Here is a 26101-nt window from a genome sequence, read left to right on the forward strand (position 1 = left end):
ACCTAACAATGTTCTCTAAAACAACCTGATTTTTGCTCAGCTATGCTATCTTTTTCTTCAGCGTAATCACTGTAATTTCGGGCCAGATGCCCAAACGGCCTGAAAATGCCAGGAAGCCAAAGCCGCGGTTCACATACAGGTGGCGGTTCTTTTCCTTAACTAAACCCGCCCAGTCCAGGTAGCGGTATTTAACAGGGCTCCAGCGGATGCCTGCTGCTTCTATACCAAACTGCGCACCGTGAGTGTGGCCGGATAGTGTTAAGTGAATATCTGTTGGGTTAAAACGTACCTGCTCTTCCCAGTGAGTAGGGTCGTGTGATAGCAGTACCTTAAAGGCATCTTGGTCTATACCCTGCATCGCCTTATCCAGATCGCCTATTTGTACAAAACCGCGACCCCAGTTTTGTATGCCGATGAGTGCAATCTTTTGCCCGTTCTTTTCCAGGTTAACATGCTCATCCAATAATAACCTATAGCCTAATTCGGCGTGGTGTCGTTTTAGCTTTTCCAGGTTCGCCACTTTGTCTGCAAGGCTGTCCCATTCAATATAATCACCATAATCATGGTTACCTAATATAGAAAACTGACCAAAGGGTGCCTTGATCTGGCTAAACCGGTCAATATATTGTTCAATCTCCCAAGCAGCATTATTCACCAGGTCGCCTGTAAAAACAAACAGGTCGCTTTTTTGAGCTTTAGCCAGGTCTATGCCGCGCTGCATGGCGTTCACATTATCAAAACTACCAGAATGGATATCAGATAACTGAGTAATGGTAAAACCGTTAAAAGCTTCTGGCAATTCGTCGAAATATATTGTATGGCGGTGTACTTTATAGTCGTATTTACCACGAATCATAGCATAGAGCGCCCCGCTAAAGGGAATCGCAGCGATGAGTATGGCTATCTCGCTGATAAACTTGCGGCGCGGCGCAAAGTACGGTTCGCCATTTGTTCGGTGGCCGCTTGCTTTATTGGCAATTCCATAAATAAACCGGCCCAGATCCCCCAAGGAAAGTATGATGATAAAAATCAGCTTGGTTACAAAAAAGGTTAAGAATAAGCTCAGCATCCACTCGTGAAAAGGGGTCATCCCCTTTGCCGATCGAAAACTGGTCATCCCCAATAAAAAAACGATTGTTACCCCAACCGAGATAATTAGGAAGCCCCATACAACAGCAACCTTTGCAGGTTTTGATTGCCAATCATTTGTCAGCGTGCGTAAACCGTTAAAAACGTACCAGTCCATCAGCAACGTTATAGCTGCTATGATAAAGAAAACCTTAAATAAACCGTTACCATGCATAGTTGCTGTTTTTTGCCGCAAAATACAAAAGCTAAGGTAATTGTGATGTAAAAAAGCAGGCGCTGTAAAATCTATTGCCTATTTTTAGTGCACCAATTATTCATTGATGAAAAACCAACTGCTTACGCTATCGGCCCTGCTGTTTTTAATGGGCGGCGCAATAGCCCAGAAAACCAAAAAAGAGATCGTGTTTTTTGAAGACTTTAACCAGAAAACGCTCGACCGCAGCAAATGGAACATCGAGATAACCGGGAACACCTATAATGACGAGCAACAGGCGTATGTAGATTCAGCAGCTACAGTTTACCTGATCAAAGGTAAAGCCGAAGGTGCAAAGAACGGCGCACTTGTTATACAGCCCATATACAATCCTGGGCATACCAGTAAGGAGGGCCGCAAGTATGATTTTATATCGGGCAGGATAAACACCGAGGATAAGATGATGTTTACCTACGGCACGGCATCTGTACGCATGAAAATGGACGATGGCGCAGGTTTATGGCCTGCATTTTGGGCGTTAGGCAAGGGCAAATGGCCCGATTGCGGCGAAATTGATGTAATGGAAACTGTGGGCGACGGCTTATGGATCAGTAACGCAGTACACGGGCCCGGTTATTTTGGTAACACACCGTTTGCCAAACGCGATACTTTCGCTAAAGGCACCGACGTGACCCAATGGCACATTTACAGCGTAGACTGGACACCTGCCAGTTTAACCTTTAAGGTTGACGACCGCATAACTTATACGATGACTAAAGCAATGGCCGAAAAATACGGTCGCTGGGCATTTGATAACCCTAAATTCCTGATCTTAAACTTCGCTATCGGCGGTGGTTACCCCAATTCTGTTAACAAGTTAAACAAGCCCTATTACGGCCTTTCACAGCAATCTTTGGATAAGATCAAAACGGGTAAGGCCCGCACTATTGTAGACTGGGTATTGGTAACCAAATAAAGAGCCCTTCAGCTTATGCTGAAAGGCTCTTTTTTAACTAACTATAACTGATTTTAATTTTATACTTAGTAGCGGCGGCGCACTACTACAGTGCGGCGTGCAGGACGGTGATAAACCGGACGGCGATAAGCCCTGCGGGTTACCACTACATTACGGCGGTACGGGCGGCGATAAACCGGCCTGTTTACCACAACTGTACGGCGTGCCGGATAAACGCGCTGCGCTGGTGCGCCAATACGTGCTTTTACTACTACTTGTGCCTGTGCGCCTTCAACGGCAAACATGGTGATAATGGCTACGGCTAATACTTTTAGATACTTCATGGTTATTATTATTATAAATTGTTAATGGTTTGATTGTTTATTGTATTTAGTAATTATTGTAGTGATGGTCGTTGTAATGGTTACGATCGCGGCCTCTGTCATAGCGGCCATGGTCATCCCTGTCATATCTGCGGTGGCCACGGTTCTCAATCGCGCATCCCCCTAAGGCTACTGCTCCGAATAACAGGAGCAATGCTAATTTTTTCAAGTCGTTTTTCATGGTAATATTTTTAGTGTGTTTATCTCTGTTGCTTTTATATTAAACTACAGCAGCCACACAAAGTTTAGTCCGCAACAGGGCGTATAACTAACTTGTTACAAATAGCAAGATCAGCGGAAATAGACGATTTGCGTTATAACGCTTAAGAGGTACGGCTTATAAATCGGGCAATAGCTACGTAAAATATACTAAAGCAAAAAAATACCAGCATCAGCACCACAATATTCACTAAAACTTTAGGGTAACCAAACTTAGCTGCATCTAAAAAAAAGTAAGGATAAAAGCCACTTAGTGCGCCCCGGATAAATATATAAACAAGGTAGGCGGCCGGGTACCACAGCCATCTAATAGTATCTTTCCAGGTTATTTTGTCTTTTAACACAGCCGTAAGCCAGTATACAATAACTAATACCGGAACAATAAGGTGCACTAACTCATCGCCAAGTTTAGCCATACCTTTATAGTTAGCCAGCTGGCTTAATAACAAATTATAAACCAGGCTAACAATGCTGATGTAAACGGTTATAGCGGTAACAACCGATGGCTGGTTAAAAAATTGGTTCTTCCTGATTGGGGTAACCGACGTTATAAAAAGCGAAATGGCCACCAACAGGTTGCTTTGAATAGTAAAAAAGCTAAAAAACTCAACAAGTGATCCGGCAAGTGTACGACCGTTTGCCAGGAATGCAGGGATGGCCGTACAAAACTGTAGCGCTACACCAAGCAATGCCAGCAATCCAATAATGCCTGCGCAAACTCTGTATGTTTTAATGTAAGGCCTGCCCATATACTCTAAAAAGCAATAAATATATCCATCTCCTGCTGCTAAACGGCACCTTTGCAATAAATAGTTTTCTAAAAATGGCTTCGTTCTTTTGCAAACTGTATATTTATAACATCAATATAACAAGCATTTATGACATTTTTGAAAAAAGCAGCCTTAGTTAAGGCCAACCTTGCTAAAGGCATTATCGCGACAGCAATTTTTTGCGCCCCTCTATTTGGTAATGCCCAGGCAACCTTTAATCATGCGGCTTTATGCTCGCAAAATTTAAAGTTGAGTAACCAATTTTACACCACCGTACTGCAACTCAAGATAATGCCTAACCCGTTTAAAGATACCGTTCATACCTGGTACAAAATCGGGCCAAATCTGGCGATGCACGTGATACAGGGTGACTGCCCGAAAGCCGATTACCCGCGTGGTGTGCATTTGTGCTTTAGCGTACCATCAGTAACTAAATTTATTGACCACCTTAACGATATGAAAGTCGAATACAGCAACTGGAAAGGCGAAACCGGTAAAGTAGAACGCCGTGTGGATGGCGTTAACCAGGTGTACTTTAAAGATCCCGACGGGTACCTGATTGAGGTGAACGACGCGAAATAATTTCTTAGAACAAATATTTTTTAATTTATACAACCCAGCGGAATAAACCCTCGTATATAACGGTATGCGGGGCTACGTTAATATTCCTGAATCCATCTACTGCAAGGCTTGCAAAACCTGCGGCAGCAGGCCTATTATTGTGTTGGCAGGCCTGAGTGGTTATGTGGTTAAATGCCCTGCAGATGATACCCATTACCAGACAAAGCCCGGCCTGATAGATATTGAAGATTGGAATATCCATAACACCAAGCTATACGATACCGAACCTGATTTGCAGATGATGAAAAGCGTTTGATGCAAAATCCCGCAAAAAATCACCTTACTATTTTAAACTTTCCGCTTTTATCCCTGTCAGAATAAACAGAAATACAATCATCAATCTGTTTACTATGAAAGCGATAACCACTAAAATAAAAAACGACCTTTATCATGTATTTGTTAAAGGCGACTCGGACAAAGTAGCACAAGCAAGGGTATTTGCCGTACTGGCCGTACCGTTCTTTGCGGTACTGTTCGCCTTTGGGCAGGCTCTTGTTTACTAAAACATTAATTAAGCGGATATTGCGAATCAAGGATCAATTTTTATCCATCGTTCCCCTCCTTCCAAATAAACGTTTACTTTTGCGCCACAATACGCAGCAATGGATAGTTTACACGATAAATACGACAGTATAATTTTTGATCTGGACGGCACCCTTTGGGACAGCACCGACACCATAACGAGTGCATGGCAGGCGGCCTTAAATCAGGCCCCTTACATGAAGGATGAAGTAATGACTAGCGAACGTGTGCGTTCCATCACTGGGATGACCTATGATAAGATCTTTGAAACACTTTTCCCGTTTTTAAATGATGCGCAACGTGCCGAGGTTAAACAGCTCTGCTCGGTAAGCGAACTGGAAATTCTACATAAGCAAGGCGGTACACTTTACCCCCTTTTGAAAGAAACCCTCAACTACCTGGGCAAAAAATACAAATTATACATTGTAAGCAATTGCCAGAGCGGTTATATCGAACTGTTTTTAGATCTGAACCAGATGCACCCGCATTTTTTGGCGCACCAGTGTTTTGGTACCAAGGGCAACCCTAAGGCCGATAATATTAAGGATATTGTGAACGACCATAACCTTAAGGCCCCGGTGTATGTTGGCGATACCATGGGCGATTATGAAGCGGCTGCCAAAGCAGGTGTACCGTTCATCTTCGCATCCTACGGGTTTGGCGTTGTTGAAAGCGGACAGGTGGCTACAATTGATAACTTTGCCGATCTGACGATTATTCTATAAGGAAATAGCAATACTGGCGCACGCCTGTGGCGTGTAACTCAACAGCTTTTTTGATACGTAAACACCAATTGTCGCTTTACCCGCAAGCAACACCGTTTTTACCAGGATATGGCCGGTGCTTCACAAATAAATTTACCCTGTTCCAGTATATCTACCGTAAAATTAGCCACGGCAGCACGGCTTATTAAAAGCGAGAGTTTTTGATTGTTACTTAAACTAACTACAACTGGTTTTTTTGCTGCAGAATTGATTAGCGCTGCCGGCCTGATCGCCGTCCACTGCAGGCCAGACTGCATTAAGAGATGTTCCTGGCGTTCATGATCCATGTAGCCATACTTGATGTTACTGTTCTCTATCAGCCACTTAAACCACAAGGGGATATCCTTTCGCGTATCGCTCGTACCCCACGCAGATAATACAATTACCCGCCTGAGATCAAATTGAGGTGCTATGGCAATTATTTTACTGATCGTATCCGACATCAGCGTTTTGGGTGTACGCAATGCCGACCACGGAAATTCGCTTTTACGGGAGATGTTTAACGCGCTAACTACAGCCTGGCAGCCATGTAAAGCTTCTTTAAGGAGGTTGTCATCTAATGTCAATCCCTCAAAAACAGTAAGCGAGGCATGTGCGATATTGACTTTAGCCTTATCCCTTACTATCAAATGAACAGTATGCCCCTGATCTAACAGTTGCTTTACTATCAGCTTCCCGGTGCGCCCCGTGCCCCCTAAAAGCAATACGTTCATTTATTGATATTTAAAAAATTAAAGCAATTACCCTTTCATTTCCTTATCAAAATTCTCCATCACCAATACCGCCGCGCCAATAAGCTCGGCATCAAAACCTAAAGAGGATATTAATAACTCGGTACCCGATGATAGGCGGGGGATGCAATATTTATGCAGGGCCTGCTGTATGGGCGCAAGCAATATCTTGCCCACTTTAGCACCCCGGCCGCTCAGTACAATGTTGGCCGGGTTCATGATATGGATCAGGATGGCCAGCGCTTTACCTATTTTGTAACCCGCGTCTGAAAGTAGTTCGAGTGCAAACTGGTCGCCCTGGTTGGCAGCATCCATCAGCGAATCACCCATTAATTTCGATTGTCCGTTATGCGGTTTCAGGCTGGTTACCCGGCCTTGTTTAATGCCCTCTTCGGCTTTTTTGGCCACTACCAGCAGAGATGCCTCTGCCTCCAGGCAACCACGTTTTCCGCATTCACATAAATCCCCGTCTTCAGACAATGGGATGTGGCTCAACTCGCCTGCAAAACCGTTGTACCCGCGAAAGATTTTCCCGTCGATGATCATACCCAAGCCTATACCCCAGCCAATATTAATTACCATCACCTCCTGCTGCGAGCGGGCAATACCAAATTTTTGCTCGGCAAGGGCTATCAAACTACTGTCGTTATCAATGTAGGAATTAATGCCTGTTGCCCTGGTAATATATTCACTCAGGCTTTGGCCATCGGCATCCATATAAGTATAGTTAATACCTTCAGCTGCGTTGATAAAGCCGGGCATTCCTATACCAATACCCGCTATTTTGCCTTTATCAATACCGCTATCTTCAACATAGGTGTTTAGATGGCTTATCAATTGAGGCAATGCACTTTCGTTATCGGCCAGTTTCAACTCCACTGTAGCCAGGTCGGCCACCGGCTTATTATGCAGATCAACCAGTTGAATGCGTGCCGACAACTGATCCATCGCTACGGCCAAAATAAACATGGCGCGCGCGTTGATAGCGTACATTAAGGGACGCCTGCCACCGCTTGATGGTGCGTACCCCTGCTCAACTACAAAACCTTCCTTTATAAGTTCGTTAACTGCCTTAGCGATAGATGGGATGCTTTTATCGAAAAGTTCGCTTAACTCGGCACATGACATCGCTTTATCAAAGTACAGCCGCTTAACGATCATGTTTTTTAACCAGCTGCCCTTAACATTATTACTTTTTAGTTCCATTAAGAATATTTTATGCCCGGTAGAATTTTTAGGGCATCAATTATTTGTTAAAATTAAAAATAATGCTGCAAAGTACAACATCAGTGTTTACTATACACTGGCCACAAGGTTAAATTTCGCTTGTATTGCGTGATGTGCTTTCATAACCCCATTCGCATAACCAGCATGTGACTTCCGAAACCAAATTTTTCATACGCCGTAATGGCGCTCTCGTTGGCATTGTAAACTTCAAGGCGTAACTCACTAATACCGTTGGCTGCGGCCCAGTTTTTTAGTGCCGATAATATTAATCCATTTACGCCTTTTCCGCGGTATTGTTGCAATACGTACATAAAGCCCAGATAGGCATGCTGCCGGTGGCGCAGTTCGGGTTTGGAATTTTCGATGCGTGCATACCCGCTGCCAATCACTTCGCCGTCCAATTCGGCAACCAGGAGCTGAATATGCGGGTCAACGATCAAGTCCTCAATATCGTAGTAGGTCACATTATCGGGCCTGATAGTCGGATCGAATGACCGCTCGGCAGTAACCACCCCTTGCTCAAACTGACGCAGGGTGTCCAGATCCTTTATTTCGGCCGGGCGGATCTTTATATTTTTCATAAATTAACTGGGTTTAAAGCACCGAAAAACAGTTATTGAACCGTGGAATTATCTTCATATCTTTCAATCAAGCCAAAATATTCTTTCCATTCCGGGTCTTCCTTATGGGTTATGCTGATATCAAAATCGGTAAAGGTGTTAATTACTTCTTGCATACGCTGCTCTGCCTCGTGGCTATCCTGCGTGTACCAAACCCACCGGCGGGTACCCTGGCTGGTATAAACAAATACCAAGATACTCTGGTTGTCGTCGGCAAAGGTAAAGCCAAGGGCTTCTTCCAGTTCTTCCATCCCGGTTTGCTCGCCGCTCGATGGCATATAAGCCCCGTCGCCGGTATCATCATATAGCCAGTCCAGATCGATACGGGTTTGGTATTTGCTGGAATCGATAAAACCTTGCAGGTTTGGCCGGTAGCGCACCATTACAGTGGTACCGGTTTTGTCCATACCGTCGCCTCCTAACCAGCTATTGTCTAATTTTAATTTATCAGCCATATTATCGTAACAGTTTTAAATAGGAAAGGTTACGGCAGTATTACAGACAAGCCATCCACGCTTTACTTATAACTTTATACTTTTAGCTCCAAACCCCTACTCCACGGTAAAAGTCTTTTTCAGCTTAATATCTTCTGACGACTGGCCTATCCATACCTGGAAGGTGCCAGGCTCAACCGTCCAGTTCATGTTTTTATCCAGCAAGGCCAGGTCGTCCGGGTGCAGGGTAAACCTTACGGTTTTCTTTTCGCCGGGGTTGAGGGTTATGCGTTCAAAACCGCGCAGGTCATATTCATAAGTGGTAACCGTGCTGACATCATCTTTCAGATAAAGCTGCACCACATCGTCGCCTTTGCGCTGGCCGGTATTGGTAACATCAACCGTTACGGTAACATCGCCCTGCGAGTTACCTTTTTCGGGCGATACCATTAAATTACTGTATTCGAATTGAGTATAACTCAAGCCGTAGCCAAACGGATACAGTGCGCCATTTATGCTTGTTTTACCCCAGCTGTTAGGGCCACTTTGGCCGGCCTGTGAGTTTGGTTTAAACGGAAAGTTAAACTCAATTTGCCCGGTAGTTTTAGGGAAGGTAATAGGCAATTTACCGCCGGGGTTATTATCACCAAAAAGGGTTTCGGCAATTACCTGGCCGCTTTGCACACTCGGAAACCAAGCCTCTAAAATGGCAGGCACATACTTATTTTCCCAGTTGATAGTTAGCGGCTGGCCGTTTATCATGACCATAACAACCGGTTTACCCGTGGCCTGCAGGGCCTGAATCAGCTTTAACTGGCGGCCGGGCAGGTTAAGGCCGGTGCGGCTCAGGCTCTCTCCCACCCTATCCACATCCTCGCCTACCACGGCTATGATCACGTCAGATTCCTTTGCACGCTCAATGGTGTTGTCGATCTCCCGTTGCTCGGCATCGGTTAGGGGAGTTTCGATGATCTCGCTTTCGGGCCAGGTGGCATCAACAATATCACAGCCTTTGGTATATATCACCAGGCCTTTACCGTCCATATAGTTTTTTATCCCGTCTAACACACTCGTCATTTTATTATGCGACGGGCCGTAGCGGCTAATAGTGTAATTGGTTTCGGCAGCCAGCGGGCCGGTTACCAAAATACGGGGGTATTTTTTCACATCTAACGGCAGCAGGTTGTTCTCATTCTTTAACAACACCATACTCTCGCGGTTCATCTGCAGGCTCATGGCGGCGTCGGCTTTGGTATGCACTACTTTATCAGCCGCTTTTGGGTCCTTTACATAAGGGTAATCAAACAGCCCTAACCTGAACTTTACCCTAAGCACATCGCCCACCCTCGCGTCGATAGTTTTCATGCTGATCCTGTTCTCTTTGATCAGCTCACGCAACGGTAATATAAAAGTTTGCGGCGGGGTAAAGTTGGTGCGCACATTTAATCCGGCCTCTACTGCCTGGCGTACGGCGTCTTTATAATCGGCGGCTACCTTGTGTTTAGAATAAATGTATTCCACCGCCTCACTATCGCTTACCACATACCCGTCAAAACCGAATTGCTGGCGCAGCAGTTGCGTTAAAAAGTAGTAACTGCCTGTTACAGGCACACCATCATAATCGTTATAGCTGCTCATTACGCCCATTGGGTGCGCCTCTTGAATCACCCGGCGAAACGGGTACAGGTAAACCTGGTGCATTTCGCGCGGAGCCACATGCGGGTCGGTACGGGCGCTGCCGTCACGGCCCCCCTTGGGGATACTGTATACAGCATAATGTTTAAGGGTTGATGCAACCCCCTCTTCCTGGATGCCTAATACCATCTGTTTGCCCATCTCCGCTATCAGAAAGGGGTTTTCGCCGTAGCATTCCACTACGCGGCCCCAGCGTTGGTCACGGGCGGGGTCTAATATGGGGGCATACACGTTAGTGTAACCGAGGGCTTTAGCCTCGCGGCCAACGGTTTGGCCCGCGCGGCGTACCAATTGTTTATCCCAGGTACTACCGATGCCTATCGGCGCGGGCAAAGGGGTGGCACGATCATGATTTAACCCATGGATACCCTCGTTTGTAAAATCAACCGGGATACCCATGCGGGTTTCCTCAACAAACCACTTTTGAATGGTGTTGATAGCCGAGGCATGCTTGCTGTACGGGAAGGAATATTGGGTGGGGGCGTCGTCCGTATGCGAGGTAAGGTTGTTGAGCTCCTCGTCTATATTGGCTATCCCATCTTTCCAAACCTCAGTTTTCCAGCGGTCGGTCGGCATCTCATCTTTAAGCACACGCTTGTATCCGTAAAGGGTTGCCATCTGGCAGGTTTTCTCGTCAACTGTCATCTGGCTCAGCAAGTCGGCAACGCGCTTATCAGTTGTTTGTTTAGGATCTTCAAAAACGTCCATACGGCCATTTTTGTTAAAATCTACCCAACCCTTATGGTATATGTTTGTTTTTTGTGCCGAAGCGGTAACGCTCACCACAAGCAAGGGCAATAACAACGTAAATTTCTTCATAAAGAGAGGTTTGTATAGGAGGTTTACTTTTCAAATATATCAGAAACCAGTGATACATACAGGCCAGACTACTTTTGAATACGACAACGTTTGCGAATGCACCCTGGTTTAATTGATGTAGTTAAATAAAAAGGTGCAATATTTACAAATCTTACAGCATAGCAAATAGCTATAAACCAAATGTGTGCAGGCTATTGCTTTTGTAATTACTAAGTCATAAATTGGCATTAAGATTGTAACCGATATACTAACAGGCAAGCTATAATTTTTATGAGTCACCAATTTCTGTTAAGCTTTATTTCGTTACTGCTTTTTACCAGCCATGCAGATAAGCCAACCAACACTATGGTTGCAGCGGATGTGATATGCGGAAAATGGCAAACCGAAGAAAAAAACCTTACCGTACAGGTTTACAAGGCCGACGATGAATTCAGGGCAAAAATTATTTGGTTCAGCGATAAAGGCGACACCAAAAAAATGGATGAATGGAAAGATATCAAAAATCCCGACCCCACGTTGCGCGAACGCAAGATATTAGGTATGAACGTGCTGGAAAAATTAACTTATTCACCTAATAGCAATTCATGGGAAGACGGCGTTATTTACGATGCCAAAAACGGCCGTCACTGGAATTCATCGGCCTATATCGATAAAGACGGTAAGCTAAAGGTAAAGGGCTACTGGCACTTTAAGTTTATCGGCAAAACCATGACTTTCGTACGCATTTAAAAACTTTTCAGCATAAAAAAAGCGGTTCCGGCGTTAAGCCGGGAACCGCTTTTTAATTTTATGATAATTAAAGCTTAGTTAGTTTTCGCAAATTCGCCGTTAGCAGCGATTGTAACCTCGTCGCTCAACATCGGAGAACCGTATTTGCTTCCAAAACCAAAGTCAGAACGTTTGATTGTACCGGTTACTTTAAGGCCGGTAACAGGTTGTTTGCTCATTGGGTTTACACCTGTACGGGCAAGCATGTCAAAAACAACAGGTTTAGTAACACCGTGTAACGTTAAGTTACCCGCTAATTTAAATTTACCTGCGCCTGCCGGCTTAATGCCTGTGCTAACGAAAGCCAATGTTGGGTATTTAGCCGCATCAAAAAAGTCTTCGCTTTTCAAGTGGCCGTCACGTTTATCATTATCTGTATTAACAGAAGCTGTATTAGCTGTAAAATTAACTTTAGCATCGGTCAGGTCAGCTTTTTCAGCAACCATAGTAGCATCAAAATCTTTAAAAACACCGTCAACATCGCTTACCGCTAAGTGGGTAATGGTGAATGTAACGCGTGAGTGTGCCTTATCAACCTTGTAAGTTGTTTGTGCAAAAACGGCTGTTTGCATAAATAATGCTACTGCAGCTACTGAGAAAATCTTTTTCATGTGTTTAAATCTAAGTGTTTAATAATTTATGCTCAAAGATATATAAAGGGATCACATAACAAACATAAAAGATGTTTAAACATCTTTATTTTAGAAAGAAATGACAAATACTATTTTTCCTGAAAGAAGGCGTCTACTTGCTTGTTAAATTCAGCAGCGTGTTCTATAAGGGTACCGTGACCGGAGTTTTTAACTATCCATAGTTTCGAATTGGGGATATTCTTTTGGATCAATCGGGTATGCGCATCGTTGATCACGTCATGATCGCCCGCTATGATCATTGCCGGTACGTTTATCTTTTGAATATCGGTTAATTTGATGTTAGGTTCTGCCCAATCCAGCATAAAAATCTTCCATTGGTTTTTAGCGGCATCGGTAGTCCAGATCCGGTTTCTGTGCCGGTTATAATACTCAAACTCCCGCTTCCAATCGGCAGGTTCGATAGCGGTCGAATCGGGCCAGAGGTTGGCACCGGTTGATGCAAATTTGATCACCTTATCCGGGTGCCGCATCGCCATTACAATACTATTGATGCCGCCGTCGCTCCAGCCTATTACGTATGCTTTAGGTAGTTTGAGGGTATCAAGCAAGGTGGCAAAATCGTCGGCCATTTGCTCATAGGTAAGGGTTGGGCTGGTATCTGTGGACTTTCCCTGCGCCCGGCTATCCACCAATATCACGTGGTAGCGTTTGGCAAAATAAGGCACATTTTCTGTGAAGGCGCTCATATCGCCGCCGTTACCATGCAGCATCAGTAGAGGCTGCCCCTTACCATATTGTTCTACGTAAAGTTTGATGCCGTTGATATCATAGTATTTACCAACAGCGGGGTTATTGCCATAGATAGATTTGGGCTTGCACCCAAATAGCTGCAATAAGTGCGGCACTATCATTAACAAAACTAACCGTCTTAAACGCATATAAAGTTCAGGCATAAATTGTGAGTGGTAAATATATCAATTTGACCTTAAGTATTGCGACATAATTGCGTTTACCAACAATCAGCATGGGTACTAAATGGGGACAAACATTCAAAACAGCCCCTATACGCATAATCCGGTTTTTTATCCGACGCTTTCCCACTTACCGCTATCCAAACTCCTGTAAATGGCGTCAACAACCTTCATGTCTTTTAAACCTTCTTCGCCGGGTACGCGGCTTTGTTTATTCAGCTTAACACAGATGGCAAAATCATCCATCTGCGCAGCTTGCTGTATAATATTTGGAATTTTCATTGGCTTACCGTTTATAGTCCCATCCAATCCGCCGTAGCCATAGGCCGGCTCAAGCGCAAATTTGCCTTTTTCGGCCTCCACATTTAAATATCCCCAATTATCGTTATAGCTTGACTTACCTGTAACCTTAGCACCGCCGGGGAATTTCAACTCCCAAAATATGGTTTCATCTACCTCTTTAAAAAAATCCGGGCGGGTTTTCTGCTGGGTGGCCTTAACTGCAACAGGCTCCTGCCCTAATGTATAGCGCGATCCCTGGATAGCATAAATACCCATATCCATCAGCCCGCCACCGCCAGACAGTGCCTTTTTTAACCGCCAGGCGTTGGGGTCGCCATTATAAACAAAGCCATTACCTGTGTCAATTTTAGTAACCTTACCGAAAACATGTTTCTGCCCAAGTCGCATCACCTCTTGTGTGTGCGGTTCAAAGTGCAGGCGGTACCCGATAGAAAGCAGGCGGTTGGCCTTTTTACAGGCCGCGATCATCTCCCGGCAATCGGCGGCATTAAGGGCCATAGGTTTTTCGCAAATCACATGCTTACCAGCCCGCGCCGCGCGGATAGTATATTCCTTATGCATAGATACCGGCAACACTACATACACAATATCGATATCCTTATTCCCGGCAATCGCATCAAAGTTCTGGTAGTTATAAATGTTTTTCGGGGCAATATTGTACTTATGCGCCCACTCTGTGGCCTTTGCCGGTGTACCGGTTACGATACCTGCCAAGTAACAATTATTGGTATGCTGCAATGCAGGGGCTAACTGTCCACTACTGTAACCACCCAAACCAACCAGGGCTACCCCCAGCTTTTTACCGGGTACCGCTAAGGCAGACAGTTTTGAACTGAGTAATAGTACAGCGGCACTTAACGATCCTGTGCGTATAAAATCCCGGCGGTTGGTGTTGATAGATGATTTCATAATAACGATGTGTAGATTTTATTAAAGTTAATAAAATCCATATCATTAAAAAATATCACTATGGTGTTAACAGTCCCTCCTATTTAGCGGAAGCTATTAAGCTAAGATTTTGAGCTCCCTTATTGGTTCAGGCTATCACGATATTTTTTGATAGCCTTCATTATCGATCTAACGATAACGTCCTGCCCTTCATCAGAATTGAGGTAGCGTTCATCATCAGGGTTGTTGATAAAGCCCGTTTCAATGAGGAGGCCCGGCATCCCGCTTTGCTGTAAAACCAACACGCCTTGCTCCTTAACACCCGCGCTACGGCGGTCGTTGTTCTTAAATTCCTTGTTCAACAGATCGCCAAATTGCACACTTTGCTTGCGGTAACGCTGCTGAAAGGCTGCCAGTACAATAGCATTCACGGCGGCATCATCGCCATAACCGTTGTACTTTTTACGGTAGTCTTTTTCTATAAAGATCGAGGCATTTTCGCGCAGGGCTTCCATCTGTTCCTCCTTGCGGTGAAAACCATAAACCAATAGTAACGAACCTTTGCGCGTGCCCGTCCGTTCGGGCGTAGAGTTGCAGTGGATGGAGATGAACAGGTTAGCCTTGTTCTCATTAGCTATATCTGCGCGGCGGTGCAGTTCAATAAATTTATCGGTGCCGCGCGTCATAATCACATTTACACCGGCTATTTCGTTATTGATAGCCGCCTTCAGTTTTTTGCCGATGCTTAACGCCACAGACTTTTCATTGGAGTAGCTGCCATGCGCACCGGGGTCCTTGCCGCCATGACCAGGATCAATCACAATAGTTTTAAACCTAAAATTACTTTCAGGCTGATCGCTATTTATTTTTTCTTTTTTACCCTGGGCCTGTGCCGAACAAATGGTTAAGATAAAAACGGCAAACATACTGCCCGTTAACCCGATAGAATTTCTGAAGTGCTTTGTTAGCATAGCGCAAAGGTATACGGATTGTTTAAAAACCGCTAAACAAAAAAAGCATGTTGATAATTTTTTCTTCTTTAAAGAAAAATCAGCGTAACCTAAGCGTACGCAGGCACGTAAACGTCTACATAATAAAGTACTAAGACTATTTTAACATGGAAACGCTTACTATTACTTCATCATCTTTGCTAACCACTTTTTCATTTTTAGTGATTGGTTCGATCATCGTATTCCTGATATTAAAATTCGATAAACTGCAAAGGCGCAAAATGCAGATCATGATGACGGGGACTAAAGATGTGCAGCCGTTGTTTATGCAAAAAGCAGCTGTACATAAATTAACCGCCATAAAATCAAATTCGGTATCTGTTGAAAACAGCCAGGTACGAATGAAAGTAGCTAAACAAATAGACGAGCTGGTTGAAGGATATGACAAGGGCGAGATTGCGTTACCTGAATATTGCAGCCGCTTAAACCGTCTGTTGGCTCAAGTAGCCTGATCTCCGGCTGAATTGAACTATGTAATTATTTTTAAGCGGTTAGATTTTGCATAAATTCGGCCTCAATTTAGTTTTTAATATGCAGCCCGACGAAACGCCCGGCCATTTACAGATAGTAACCACCGCCGATGGATCCAACACCATTTACAATGCTCATGTAGGTGAAAATTACCATTCTCGCAACGGCGCATTGCAAGAAAGCCAGCATGTATTTGTAGAACAAGGATTGCAATATTTTTTAGGACACAGCAGCGACCCGCTGCCATCTGTATCGATATTAGAGATTGGTTTTGGAACCGGGCTTAACTTTTTGCTCAGCGCAGCTTACTGTACCAATCAACAGCTGCAACTTAACTACGCGGGCATCGAGGCATACCCCCTAACAGCCGATATGATTGGTAAAACCGGTTATGAACGGTATGTACCTAACGGCATCTGGCATAGCTTTTTAAACAGTTACCGCCAATCGCTGCTTAGCATAGTGGAGGTTAATCCTTATTGCCACCTTAAGATAGCCGCCCGCAAACTGGCCGATTTTAGAAGCGAGCAGTTGTTTGATGTGATCTATTTTGATGCCTTTGCATCAGCCCACCAACCCGAAATGTGGGATGAAGCGGCGATTACCCACACCCTTAAATTTTTAAAGCCCGGCGGTGTTTTTGTAACCTATGCCATTACCGGCAACCTTAAGCGCACCATAAAAGCTTTGGGGTTAAAGGTGCAAAAAGCCCCCGGCGCACCGGGTAAAAGAGAAATGCTACGGGCACTTTCACTGTAGCTGAAAGATGGTTTGCAAGCAAATTTTTGCCCAGTCCTTTTACAAGCCGCCAATAATAACCACCAACCGTTTACCGCAAACCGCAAACCGATAACTATCTTTGCGGTATGCCAATAACAGCACCAATTACCGCTCATACCCCCTCTGCCGCTTTCGAAAGGTTATTAACCATTATGGACGACCTGCGGATCAATTGCCCCTGGGATAAAAAGCAAACGCTCGAGAGCCTCCGCCATTTAACCATTGAAGAAACGTACGAACTATCTGACGCTATCCTGAGTGGCGATATGGACGAAATAAAAAAGGAACTGGGCGATATTATGCTGCACCTGGTATTTTACTCGCGTATCGCTTCAGAAACTGACGATTTTAATATCACTGGTGTGCTCAATGGCATTTGCGATAAGCTCATCAACAGGCACCCGCATATTTACAGCGATACCATCGTGGCCAACGAAGAAGATGTAAAGCGCAACTGGGAACAGATCAAACTCAAAGAGGGCAACAAATCTGTTTTAGGTGGTGTACCGGCATCACTCCCGGCCTTGGTTAAGGCATCGCGCATACAAGAGAAGGCCCGCGGCGTGGGTTTTGACTGGGATAACAAGGACCAGGTTTGGGCCAAGGTTGAAGAGGAACTTCAGGAATTTAAAGATGAATTTAACCACGTTAACGAAGCTGATATTGACCGCGAAAAAGCGGAAGGCGAATTTGGCGACCTGCTTTTCTCGCTAATTAACTACGCAAGGTTCATTAATATTAACCCCGAGGACGCACTGGAGAAAACCAATCGCAAATTCATTAAACGGTTTCAATACCTGGAGGGTAAGGCATCAGAGAATGGGAAACAATTGCAGGATATGACCCTTGCCGAAATGGATGTATTTTGGAACGAGGCCAAAAAAGTTTAGAAATATTATTTGAAGTGTAGCGTTTACCTTTAAGTTAACGTAAACATAACAACATCTACCACAAATATTGTATTATGAAAAGAACATCTATCTTTTTATTACCGGTTCTATTAGCCATAGTAGTTTTTGCTACCGGCTGCTTCAACAATAACACATCGACACCGGTACCCGTACCCACGGGTACTTTTGGCGGCACATTTAAACTATTGCGCCGTAAGGTTGGTGCAACAGTTGTTGACACTTTAAAAAAGGCTAACATCCAGCTGGTTTTAGAAACAGGGGCAGGTTACAAAGTACTGGGCGACACCGCTACGGTGCACGCAGGCAGCAAAGGGCCCTTTGGTATTAATGCAACCTATATCGCCTTTGACGATACCACCTACCCTAAAACCGGCAACCCGCCAAATGATAAAATACATTTGTACGGAAGTTATTTTTACAACTACGATGGCACTACATTGGTACTTTTATTTAACCAGGGCGATACACTTAATTACCGTTACGATTTTAAACGGATAAATTAACACCAGCTCCTGGTCGCGTGATATAAGTCCCTGTGGTTGTTTGCTGCAGGGGCTTTTTTTATATTTATTTTGTACTGTGTGTAGCGTTCATACTTATTGTGTCGTAATGCTAATTAACTAAGCTGTATCAACAACTTTAATGCAATTATCTCACCGCCTTACTGAAGACGAAATTGTAAGTAAGTGCATATCCGGTAGCCTTAAACATCAGGAACTGCTGTATAAGCAGTTTTATGGCTATGCTATGGGTATTAGCGTACGCTATAGTTTAAATAACGACGACGCCTTAGAGGTTGTAAATGACGCTTTTATAAAAGTGTTTAATAATATAAAAAGTTATAATACCGACAAGCCCTTTAAGGCATGGATGCGCACCATTGTGGTTAACACCGCTATTGACAGGCGGCGGAAAGAATTAAAGTTTACGGCCAACATAGACCTTGACACGGCAGTTGCCGTAGGCACCAATGCCAACGCGATAGAAAATTTAAATGCACAGGATATTCTGAAGCTGATGAAGCAGTTACCGCAGATACAGCTTACGATATTTAACATGTACGAGATTGATGGATATAACCACGATGAAATAGGAAAGATATTAAACCTGCCGGCAAGTTCGTCGCGGGTTTATTTGAGCCGGGCAAAGGAAAAATTAAGACAATTGATAACAACAGAGACGCAAAGCCATGCATGATCAATTTGATAACGATCTGATTAAACGCATCAGCGAGGTGTTTGAAGACTATTCATACCCACCTGCCAATGACGGATGGGCGGAGCTGCGCAAAAAATTCCCGGCCGAAGAAAAGAAGGATAAGATGGCCTGGCTATGGTGGGGCAGTGCCGCGGCCGTATTGCTTGTGTTTTTGGGTATAGGTTTGTGGTTCTTAAACCCGCAAAAAACCACTGAAAATTTTTCTAACCAAACAAAAGCCAATCATACTTTAAAGGATACTGCCACCACAGGCAACCTTGCAAATGCCACTGCTGAACACAGTACTGTAAATGACGCTGCTACTGCCGGTACATCAACTGATGACAATACTGCTGAGAGAAACACAGAGGTAACTAAAAAGCCGTTTACCGGCAATACTAAAACCCGCAATTTGGCGGGCAATTATGGTTCAGATGCCCAATCGGCAGTACTACAGAACAATACGATGATTGTTGTTCAGCAACCTGCAATGGCCAATGTGCCTAAGCATGATTTGCCGCTTACGCCTGCACCGAATATTACAGATGGTTCAAAAACCGCATCTAAACTGCAAATAGCAGCTAACGAAACACCTTCTGTAAACAACGGAATTACCGCCACACAACAAGTGCCAACTGCAAAAACTATCTCGCAACTGTTACAGGAAGAAAACAAAAACATCGTTGCTAAAAAAGAAACACCAAAAAGGGTTGATAGTAAAAGAGTGAACTTTAGCGTATATGCGGCTACTTATGTCAATTACGCAACCGGCAGTGCCAACCAGGTAAATGGCGGTGCTGGTTTTACGTCGGATATTAAACTGGGCAATCACTTTAAATTATCTACAGGGGTATCGTTAGCGCAAAATACATTACGTTACAATAATATGCCGCCTGATAATGTTGCCCGCGGCCAGGCCTATAGTGCCGCGCCTGCTGCTGCCGTATTAAGTAAAGATGCCGGCTTTGTGAGTAATAACAGCCTTGCGCCTCCCGCGTTTAAAGGCTACAATGCCCGATTGATTGGGTTAGATGTACCCGTAAATATCAAATATGAATTTAACCCGCAAAAAAGCGATACCTATATTTCTGCTGGTTTAAGTTCGGGTACTTTTATTGACGAGCGCTACACATCCAGCTACAGTTACCAGGCAAACAGCGTAAACGCCAATGGTTTCAGTTCCGTAACCACCCAAACGGCAGATGAAACCGCTACCAATAGTTTTAACAACTTCTACTTTGGCAAAATGCTAAACGTTTCTTTCGGCGTTGGTTATCCATTGGGTAAAAGTACCCGTTTGATAATAGAGCCTTTTCTTAAATATCCGCTTGCGGGGCTGGGCGCACAGGATCTGAAGTTTGGCGCAGGCGGATTAAACCTGAAAATCAACTTTACCTCATCAAAAAAATAAGATTAGGCTTATTTAAACCTGATTGCCCTTACCGGAGAAATGCGGGTAACCAGGGTCGACGGGATGATAAGCACCAGCAGGCAAACCAGCAGGGTGCCGATGTTAAGTAAAACGACATCCATAGCATCAAACTTAATGGGGACAAAACTCATGTAGTACGATGCCTGGTCGAGTTTAAAAATATGTGTAACCTGCTGAAAGTAACCGATGCCCAACCCTAAAACATTTCCCAACACCAACCCTACCCCAATCAGGTAGGCTGCATTATATAAAAAGATCTTCTGGATAACCCAATTGCCTGCTCCCAAAGCCTTCAGCATACCTATCATGGCGGTACGCTCCAGTATCATGATCAATAGCGCCGATATCATATTGATCACAGCAACGACTGTCATCAGCACCAGCATCACCACTATGTTGACATCAAGCAATTTAAGCCAGTCGAAAATAGTTGGATAATTCTCAATAATCGTATTCGACTTTAGGGTGAGCGGCAGCGCGTCATCAATATCGTTGCCATCGGTACTTACCCTATCAAAATTCTTCACACGGATCTCGTAACCGCCAATTTCGCCCTTTGTCCAGTCGTTAAGGCGTTTAATAAGCGATAGTTTACCAATTACAAAGGTTTTGTCTACCTCATCTACCCCTAAGCTAAAGATGCCCTTAATTTTAAATTTGCGTTTGCGGGGCAACTGGCCCTGTTGTATAAAATACATCAGCAAGCCATCGCCTGTTTTTAACTTTAACCGGTTGGCTGTGTATTGCGATATCAGGATCTGTTCAGTATCGTCTTTAAAGTCGATCACCGTGCCCGATACCAGCGATTTTTTGATATAATTCCAATTGTAGGTTCGATCAACTCCTTTAAGCACCACGCCTTCAATTTGGTCGTTAGCCTTCAATATGCCTGCCTTAGTGGCGTAAGGGGTAATATCAGTCACATCGCGGATACCCTTTATCTTCTTTACCACCGCGGCACTATCCGTAAAGGACGAGTTTTCGTACGAGTTATTATTATCCAGCTTCACCACCTGTATATCGCCTGCAAATCCACGCACTTTATCCTTTATTTCGCCCTTAAAACCCTTAATTACGGCGATGGATAATATCATCACCCCCAACCCCAGCATAATGCCGATGATAGCGATCCGCACGATCAGTTTAGAGAAGGTGCGCTTAGACTTGAACGTTATACGATTGGATATGAACCTGGCGAAACTCAATGCAGAATGATTTTTGTACCTTCGCAAATATGCGGTTTTAGTGTTAAACATACCGCCTTTAAATTTGCTTTAACTGTATAATTTATGATGCGTGTAAAGTTATTTCTCCCGTTTTTATTGCTCGGCGCGTTGTTTATCAGCTGCGACAACTTTGCCCAGCCTGCTGTTAAAGTAGTACCCCGACCGCACAATATCGCTGCAAAACCTATTCTAACTGCTGCCGAGCAACTGCCGGTTTACATCGATTACCTGAAGGGTAAAAGTATTGGAATGATGGTGAACCAAACATCCATCATCGGCAGCAAGAAAACACCCTTGGTAGATAGCCTGGTTAAATTGGGTGTCGGCATCAAAAAGATCTTCGGGCCAGAACACGGCTTTAGAGGAAATGCTTCGGACGGTGCCAAAATTGATGACGAACGCGACCCTGTTACCGGATTACCCGTAATATCTTTATACGGCAAACATTACAAACCTACACCCGGCGATTTAAAAGGCATTAACCTGATGATATTTGATATACAGGATGTTGGCACCCGTTTTTATACTTATATATCCAGCTTACACTACCTGATGGAGGCCTGCGCTGAAAACAATATCGAACTGATGATACTGGACAGACCCAACCCCAATGGTGTTTATATAGACGGGCCGATACTGGATACCGCCTATCGCTCATTTGTTGGCATGCACACCATACCCATATTGCATGGCATGACCATTGCCGAATACGCCCAGATGATCAACGGAGAGGGCTGGTTAAAAAACAAAGTAAAATGCAAACTCAAGATCATCAAAATGGCTAATTATAGCCGCGATATGGTTTACAATTTACCGGTTAACCCGTCGCCCAATTTAAATACCGATCAGTCGATATTGCTATACCCGCACATTTGTTTTTTTGAAGGCACCAAGCTGAGTTTAGGCCGGGGTACTATGTTTCCGTTCCAGGTGATAGGCGGGCCTTTATTGAAGGGCAAATACGATTATTCCTTTAAACCGGTAAGCATCCCGGGCATGAGCGATGACCCGCCATTAAAGGACCAGGTTTGCTACGGGCTTAATTTAAAAGATTACAATACTGAAATAATTAAGAAAACCGGAAGGCTTAACTTAGCCTGGCTGTTAGGGTTGTATAAGGCCTACCCGGATAAGGAGCATTTTTTTATCCCTTACTTTACCAAACTGGCCGGCAACAAAATTTTGCAGCAGCAAATAATTGACGGTAAAACCGAGGCCGAGATCCGCGCAAGCTGGGAACCGGGATTGGTTAAGTTTAAAGCTATCCGCAGTAAATATCTATTGTATAAGTAATATTACAATGGGTTTATACAGGGGCAGCCTGGCAACCGTTTCATTTAAAACATCGTATTTAGCTTATGAGAATTATATTCATGGGTACCCCCCAGTTTGCCGTAGCATCGCTGGATGCCTTAATTACAGCAGGTTGCGATGTGGTAGCCGTAGTAACCGCGCCGGATAAACCTGCAGGCCGTGGCCAAAAGGTGAACGAATCTGCTGTAAAGCAATACGCTGTTGCCAACGGGCTAAAGGTACTGCAGCCCGAAAAACTGAAGAACCCTGAATTTTTAGAAGAGCTTAAAGCTTTAAAAGCCGATTTGCAGGTAGTAGTGGCCTTCCGCATGTTACCTGAGGCTGTTTGGAATATGCCTGCAAAGGGTACTATTAACTTACATGCATCTTTGCTGCCGCAGTACCGTGGCGCTGCCCCTATCAACTGGGTTATTATTAATGACGAGAAGGAAAGCGGCGTTACTACCTTTTTTCTGAAACACGATATTGATACCGGCGATATTCTGTTTACCGAAAAGGTAACCCTTACCGGTACCGAAACTGCCGGGGAATTGCATGACCGACTGATGGATAAGGGCGCAGGCTTACTGGTAAAAACCGTAAAGGGGATTGAGGGCAACAAATACAACGAGCACCCGCAGGAGCAACTGGCCGAGGGCATGGAATTAAAGCATGCGCCAAAGATCTTTAAGACGGATTGCCTGATCAGTTTTAACCAGCCAGCAAGGGCTGTTTTTAATATGATCCGCGGGTTGAGCCCATCACCAACCGCATATACTGTACTGAACGGTAAAGTATTGAAGATCTACAACGCCGAATATCAGGAAACAGAACCCGGCATTTTACCCGGCGGTTTTTTAACAAACAACAAAACCAGCCTGAAATTTGCTACAAAAGACGGCTACGTTTGCCCTACCGATGTACAGTTAGAAGGCAAAAAACGAATGAGTATTGAAGAGTTTTTAAGAGGAAATAAATTATAAACAATGAATAGTGCAGAAAGATTAGCGCAGCTGCAAAACGAAATAGCACCATTGCGCGGGCAGTTAATTGCCCACCCCTTATACCATAATATTAACACCCTTGATGACCTGCATATATTTATGCAGCACCATGTATTTGCCGTTTGGGATTTCATGTCGTTATTAAAGGCGTTACAACGTAACTTAACCTGTATCACCCTACCCTGGATGCCTGTTGGCACCGCCAATACGCGCTACCTGATCAATGAAATTGTAACCGGCGAAGAAAGTGATGTGGACGAAAACGGTATACGCACCAGCCATTTTGAGCTGTACCTGAAAGCGATGGACCAGGCAAACTGTGATGCATCGGGTATCATATCGTTATTTCAACAACTGAGCACCGTAAAGGAGTTTAACGTAGCGTTAGAGAATGCCGAGATCCCGACCGCAGCGCGCGAATTTGTTAAACACACCTTTAAAGGAATTGCTACCGGCAAAAGTTTTTTGCAGGCTGCCGTATTTACCTTTGGCCGGGAGGATCTGATCCCCGGGATGTTCATAGAGATGGTTAAGAAGACCAACGAACAATTACCGGGCTCAGTAGATGTTTTCTTGTATTACATGGAGCGCCATATTGAGGTAGACGGCGACCATCACTCTAACCTGGCTTATGAAATGACCGCCGAACTTTGTGGTGATGACGCTGCCAAATGGGCCGAAGCGACCCAAGCCGTTAAAGAAGCCTTAACCGCCAGGATAGCCTTATGGGATGGAATCTTAGCAAAAATTAAAGCGACAGAGAGTGTAGAGGGGTAAGTTTGAATTTGCGAATCTGGATGCAATCCATTAATTTTAGAATATGAGCCTTGCAGAATTAAAATCAGAATTTCACAATCTAATCGATCAGATAGACGACCCTGAAATAATTGAACAATTTTATAATGCGATGAGTCAGTCGTTTAATTCTGACGGCGCTATGTGGAATTCATTGACACCAGCCCAACAGCAAAGTGTTATAGACGCTTATGAGGAAAGCAAAAATGACGACACGCTTATCACACTTGATGAACTAAAAATCAAATATGCCAACTGGTCTTAAAGTCGTATTATCAAAAAGGGCTCAAAAAGACTTCGATGATATTCTCAACTACATTAAGAAAGATTTTGGTAGCTTGCATGCTATCAATTTCAAAAATTTGGTAATTAAATTTTTAGATTTAATAGGTGTATTTCCCGAAATGGGTAGTTTGGAAGAGCATAATACTTCAATGAGAGCATTTGTAGTACATCGTCGACTCAAAGTATTTTATCGGTTTGACGACAATCGGTTAATAGTATTAAGATTATTTGATACAAGGCAGCATCCCGACCAATCTTAACTACGCCTTATTCAACTCATCCATCAACCCCTTACTTACTCGATTAAAATAACGCTTTACGCCGTAACCCATCACCCACTGGATGCCTTTGGTGGCATTGGTTAAAAATACTTCATCAGCTTGGTTTAATATTTCGGGGTTGATCTGCGCTTCGGTAAAGGAAATGCCGCTTTCCTGGGCTAATTTGATCACTACCTGCCGCATCACCCCTTCCACACAACCTTCGCTAAGCGCCGGGGTATATAAATGGTTTTGATAAAAAACGAACAAATTGGAACTGCCCGCCTCACACAAAAAGCCGTTTTGATTAAGCAAAAAAACCTCGTCCAGCTTATTTTGCTGTTTAAAGATGCCCGCCATTGTGTAGATTAACGAATTGCAGCTTTTGATATTAGAGAGCCAGCTAACCGGCTTGGTTAATTCTGTGTACACATCCATGATCAGGCCACGCTCATTCATAAAATAGCGGGGTTCATCCACTTCGGTAACTTCCAGGCAGTAGGCCATTTTATTTTGAGAAGGCGTATATAAGCCCTCAGAGTCGCGGTAAACGGTTAAGCGCAGGCGGCCGTGCTTAATTTTATTACGGCGGGCCAATTCCTCTACCTTTTCTTTCAAAAACCAGCTATCGGCTTGCGAGTAACCGTCTATCTTGAGGGCTTTCATCCCCTTCTGTAGCCTGTCGGCATGCAATTCGGGGAATTTAAGTTTCCCCTTCATCAAGCGCATGCTTTCAAATAAGCCATCGCCATACCGGAATGCCCTGTTGGCAATGGTAAGCAACTGCGTATCCGCTGGGACTATCTCTCCGTTAAAATTGATGTAATTGGGCGTCATTAAAAGATTTGAGTACTATGCAAATTTGCGTATTT

The 26101-nt window shown here is 44.2% G+C and carries 32 protein-coding genes; 17 read left to right on the top strand and 15 right to left on the bottom strand.

Annotated elements, in window-relative coordinates:
• Positions 1 to 40 precede the first annotated feature (40 nt).
• Positions 41 to 1303 carry a metallophosphoesterase gene (locus IDJ76_RS15400; protein WP_191164237.1) on the bottom strand — a complete coding sequence of 421 codons (1263 nt, stop codon included), beginning with the start codon at positions 1301 to 1303 and terminating at the stop codon, positions 41 to 43.
• A gap of 106 nt (positions 1304 to 1409) precedes the next feature.
• On the opposite strand from IDJ76_RS15400, the gene IDJ76_RS15405 reads away from it, so the two are divergent.
• Positions 1410 to 2258, top strand: a complete 849-nt coding sequence (locus tag IDJ76_RS15405; protein WP_224746352.1) for a glycoside hydrolase family 16 protein — start codon at positions 1410 to 1412, stop codon at positions 2256 to 2258.
• A gap of 65 nt (positions 2259 to 2323) precedes the next feature.
• Here the strand turns inward: IDJ76_RS15405 and IDJ76_RS15410 are convergent, their stop codons facing one another.
• The 3 genes from IDJ76_RS15410 to IDJ76_RS15420 form a co-directional block, all read right to left on the bottom strand.
• On the bottom strand, positions 2324 to 2581 hold the full coding sequence (locus IDJ76_RS15410; RefSeq protein WP_191164238.1) for a hypothetical protein: 258 nt from the start codon (positions 2579 to 2581) through the stop codon (positions 2324 to 2326).
• A 46-nt stretch (positions 2582 to 2627) separates the two neighbouring features.
• Positions 2628 to 2801, bottom strand: a complete 174-nt coding sequence (locus IDJ76_RS15415; RefSeq protein ID WP_191164239.1) for a hypothetical protein — start codon at positions 2799 to 2801, stop codon at positions 2628 to 2630.
• A gap of 142 nt (positions 2802 to 2943) precedes the next feature.
• On the bottom strand, positions 2944 to 3588 hold the full coding sequence (locus tag IDJ76_RS15420) for a Pr6Pr family membrane protein (protein ID WP_191164240.1): 645 nt from the start codon (positions 3586 to 3588) through the stop codon (positions 2944 to 2946).
• A 129-nt stretch (positions 3589 to 3717) separates the two neighbouring features.
• Here IDJ76_RS15420 and IDJ76_RS15425 point away from each other — a divergent pair, with 129 nt between their 5' ends.
• The 4 genes from IDJ76_RS15425 to IDJ76_RS15440 all read left to right on the top strand — a co-directional run bounded on the left by IDJ76_RS15425 (position 3718) and on the right by IDJ76_RS15440 (position 5477).
• The gene (locus IDJ76_RS15425; protein ID WP_191164241.1) at positions 3718 to 4191 is read left to right on the top strand and encodes a VOC family protein; all 474 of its coding nucleotides are present in this window, start codon (positions 3718 to 3720) and stop codon (positions 4189 to 4191) included.
• 64 nt (positions 4192 to 4255) lie between these two features.
• On the top strand, positions 4256 to 4486 hold the full coding sequence (locus IDJ76_RS15430) for a hypothetical protein (RefSeq protein WP_191164242.1): 231 nt from the start codon (positions 4256 to 4258) through the stop codon (positions 4484 to 4486).
• 94 nt (positions 4487 to 4580) lie between these two features.
• Positions 4581 to 4733: a hypothetical protein gene (locus tag IDJ76_RS15435; RefSeq protein WP_191164243.1), complete on the top strand. Its 153-nt coding sequence runs from the start codon at positions 4581 to 4583 to the stop codon at positions 4731 to 4733.
• A gap of 99 nt (positions 4734 to 4832) precedes the next feature.
• On the top strand, positions 4833 to 5477 hold the full coding sequence (locus tag IDJ76_RS15440; protein WP_191164244.1) for an HAD family hydrolase: 645 nt from the start codon (positions 4833 to 4835) through the stop codon (positions 5475 to 5477).
• A gap of 98 nt (positions 5478 to 5575) precedes the next feature.
• Here the strand turns inward: IDJ76_RS15440 and IDJ76_RS15445 are convergent, their stop codons facing one another.
• From IDJ76_RS15445 to IDJ76_RS15465, 5 genes are all read right to left on the bottom strand, one after another.
• A complete protein-coding gene (locus IDJ76_RS15445) occupies positions 5576 to 6229 on the bottom strand; it encodes an NAD(P)-dependent oxidoreductase (RefSeq protein WP_191164245.1) in 654 nt (217 codons plus the stop codon).
• Positions 6230 to 6256: 27 nt separating this feature from the next.
• Entirely contained in the window at positions 6257 to 7453 is a 1197-nt protein-coding gene (locus tag IDJ76_RS15450) for an ROK family transcriptional regulator (protein ID WP_191164246.1), read from the bottom strand.
• 140 nt (positions 7454 to 7593) lie between these two features.
• On the bottom strand, positions 7594 to 8055 hold the full coding sequence (locus IDJ76_RS15455) for a GNAT family N-acetyltransferase (protein WP_191164247.1): 462 nt from the start codon (positions 8053 to 8055) through the stop codon (positions 7594 to 7596).
• A gap of 32 nt (positions 8056 to 8087) precedes the next feature.
• The gene (locus tag IDJ76_RS15460) at positions 8088 to 8549 is read right to left on the bottom strand and encodes a DUF695 domain-containing protein (protein ID WP_191164248.1); all 462 of its coding nucleotides are present in this window, start codon (positions 8547 to 8549) and stop codon (positions 8088 to 8090) included.
• A 96-nt stretch (positions 8550 to 8645) separates the two neighbouring features.
• Positions 8646 to 11042: a glycoside hydrolase family 3 N-terminal domain-containing protein gene (locus IDJ76_RS15465; protein WP_191164249.1), complete on the bottom strand. Its 2397-nt coding sequence runs from the start codon at positions 11040 to 11042 to the stop codon at positions 8646 to 8648.
• Between the two features lie 270 nt (positions 11043 to 11312).
• Here IDJ76_RS15465 and IDJ76_RS15470 point away from each other — a divergent pair, with 270 nt between their 5' ends.
• Entirely contained in the window at positions 11313 to 11771 is a 459-nt protein-coding gene (locus IDJ76_RS15470; RefSeq protein WP_191164250.1) for a DUF2147 domain-containing protein, read from the top strand.
• A 74-nt stretch (positions 11772 to 11845) separates the two neighbouring features.
• Here IDJ76_RS15470 and IDJ76_RS15475 read toward each other — a convergent pair whose 3' ends face one another.
• The 4 genes from IDJ76_RS15475 to IDJ76_RS15490 all read right to left on the bottom strand — a co-directional run bounded on the left by IDJ76_RS15475 (position 11846) and on the right by IDJ76_RS15490 (position 15536).
• The gene (locus IDJ76_RS15475; protein WP_191164251.1) at positions 11846 to 12421 is read right to left on the bottom strand and encodes a YceI family protein; all 576 of its coding nucleotides are present in this window, start codon (positions 12419 to 12421) and stop codon (positions 11846 to 11848) included.
• 110 nt (positions 12422 to 12531) lie between these two features.
• Positions 12532 to 13356, bottom strand: coding sequence for an alpha/beta fold hydrolase (locus tag IDJ76_RS15480; RefSeq protein WP_191164252.1), 825 nt, complete (start codon positions 13354 to 13356; stop codon positions 12532 to 12534).
• Positions 13357 to 13485: 129 nt separating this feature from the next.
• The gene (locus tag IDJ76_RS15485) at positions 13486 to 14586 is read right to left on the bottom strand and encodes a Gfo/Idh/MocA family protein (RefSeq protein ID WP_191164253.1); all 1101 of its coding nucleotides are present in this window, start codon (positions 14584 to 14586) and stop codon (positions 13486 to 13488) included.
• A gap of 119 nt (positions 14587 to 14705) precedes the next feature.
• Positions 14706 to 15536, bottom strand: a complete 831-nt coding sequence (locus IDJ76_RS15490; RefSeq protein WP_191164254.1) for an N-acetylmuramoyl-L-alanine amidase family protein — start codon at positions 15534 to 15536, stop codon at positions 14706 to 14708.
• Between the two features lie 146 nt (positions 15537 to 15682).
• Here IDJ76_RS15490 and IDJ76_RS15495 point away from each other — a divergent pair, with 146 nt between their 5' ends.
• From IDJ76_RS15495 to IDJ76_RS15520, 6 genes are all read left to right on the top strand, one after another.
• Positions 15683 to 16027 carry a hypothetical protein gene (locus IDJ76_RS15495; protein ID WP_191164255.1) on the top strand — a complete coding sequence of 115 codons (345 nt, stop codon included), beginning with the start codon at positions 15683 to 15685 and terminating at the stop codon, positions 16025 to 16027.
• Between the two features lie 79 nt (positions 16028 to 16106).
• Complete coding sequence (gene mnmD / locus IDJ76_RS15500; RefSeq protein WP_191164256.1) at positions 16107 to 16805, top strand: tRNA (5-methylaminomethyl-2-thiouridine)(34)-methyltransferase MnmD; 699 nt, start codon at positions 16107 to 16109, stop codon at positions 16803 to 16805.
• 107 nt (positions 16806 to 16912) lie between these two features.
• Positions 16913 to 17716, top strand: coding sequence for a nucleoside triphosphate pyrophosphohydrolase (gene mazG / locus IDJ76_RS15505; RefSeq protein WP_191164257.1), 804 nt, complete (start codon positions 16913 to 16915; stop codon positions 17714 to 17716).
• A 74-nt stretch (positions 17717 to 17790) separates the two neighbouring features.
• Positions 17791 to 18240, top strand: coding sequence for a hypothetical protein (locus tag IDJ76_RS15510; protein ID WP_191164258.1), 450 nt, complete (start codon positions 17791 to 17793; stop codon positions 18238 to 18240).
• Positions 18241 to 18379: 139 nt separating this feature from the next.
• Entirely contained in the window at positions 18380 to 18934 is a 555-nt protein-coding gene (locus IDJ76_RS15515) for an RNA polymerase sigma factor (protein ID WP_191164259.1), read from the top strand.
• Positions 18927 to 20345 (top strand): hypothetical protein, encoded by a 1419-nt coding sequence (locus tag IDJ76_RS15520; RefSeq protein ID WP_191164260.1) that lies wholly within the window; start codon positions 18927 to 18929, stop codon positions 20343 to 20345. Before IDJ76_RS15515 ends, IDJ76_RS15520 begins: the two co-directional genes overlap by 8 nt.
• A gap of 8 nt (positions 20346 to 20353) precedes the next feature.
• On the opposite strand, the gene IDJ76_RS15525 is transcribed toward IDJ76_RS15520, so the two are convergent.
• Positions 20354 to 21571 carry an ABC transporter permease gene (locus IDJ76_RS15525; RefSeq protein WP_191164261.1) on the bottom strand — a complete coding sequence of 406 codons (1218 nt, stop codon included), beginning with the start codon at positions 21569 to 21571 and terminating at the stop codon, positions 20354 to 20356.
• An 84-nt stretch (positions 21572 to 21655) separates the two neighbouring features.
• Between IDJ76_RS15525 and IDJ76_RS15530 the strand changes: the two genes are divergently transcribed.
• The 5 genes from IDJ76_RS15530 (at position 21656) to IDJ76_RS15550 (ending at position 25229) form a co-directional block, all read left to right on the top strand.
• Positions 21656 to 22885, top strand: coding sequence for an exo-beta-N-acetylmuramidase NamZ family protein (locus tag IDJ76_RS15530; RefSeq protein ID WP_317173972.1), 1230 nt, complete (start codon positions 21656 to 21658; stop codon positions 22883 to 22885).
• 65 nt (positions 22886 to 22950) lie between these two features.
• Positions 22951 to 23868: a methionyl-tRNA formyltransferase gene (gene fmt / locus IDJ76_RS15535; protein WP_224746353.1), complete on the top strand. Its 918-nt coding sequence runs from the start codon at positions 22951 to 22953 to the stop codon at positions 23866 to 23868.
• A gap of 3 nt (positions 23869 to 23871) precedes the next feature.
• On the top strand, positions 23872 to 24666 hold the full coding sequence (locus tag IDJ76_RS15540) for a DUF3050 domain-containing protein (RefSeq protein ID WP_191164262.1): 795 nt from the start codon (positions 23872 to 23874) through the stop codon (positions 24664 to 24666).
• Positions 24667 to 24709: 43 nt separating this feature from the next.
• Positions 24710 to 24949, top strand: a complete 240-nt coding sequence (locus IDJ76_RS15545; RefSeq protein WP_191164263.1) for a hypothetical protein — start codon at positions 24710 to 24712, stop codon at positions 24947 to 24949.
• Entirely contained in the window at positions 24933 to 25229 is a 297-nt protein-coding gene (locus tag IDJ76_RS15550) for a type II toxin-antitoxin system RelE/ParE family toxin (protein ID WP_191164264.1), read from the top strand. Before IDJ76_RS15545 ends, IDJ76_RS15550 begins: the two co-directional genes overlap by 17 nt.
• On the opposite strand, the gene IDJ76_RS15555 is transcribed toward IDJ76_RS15550, so the two are convergent.
• Positions 25230 to 26066, bottom strand: a complete 837-nt coding sequence (locus IDJ76_RS15555; protein ID WP_191164265.1) for an aminotransferase class IV — start codon at positions 26064 to 26066, stop codon at positions 25230 to 25232.
• Positions 26067 to 26101 lie beyond the last annotated feature (35 nt).

Source organism: Mucilaginibacter glaciei, assembly GCF_014773245.1.
Lineage (GTDB): Bacteria > Bacteroidota > Bacteroidia > Sphingobacteriales > Sphingobacteriaceae > Mucilaginibacter > Mucilaginibacter glaciei.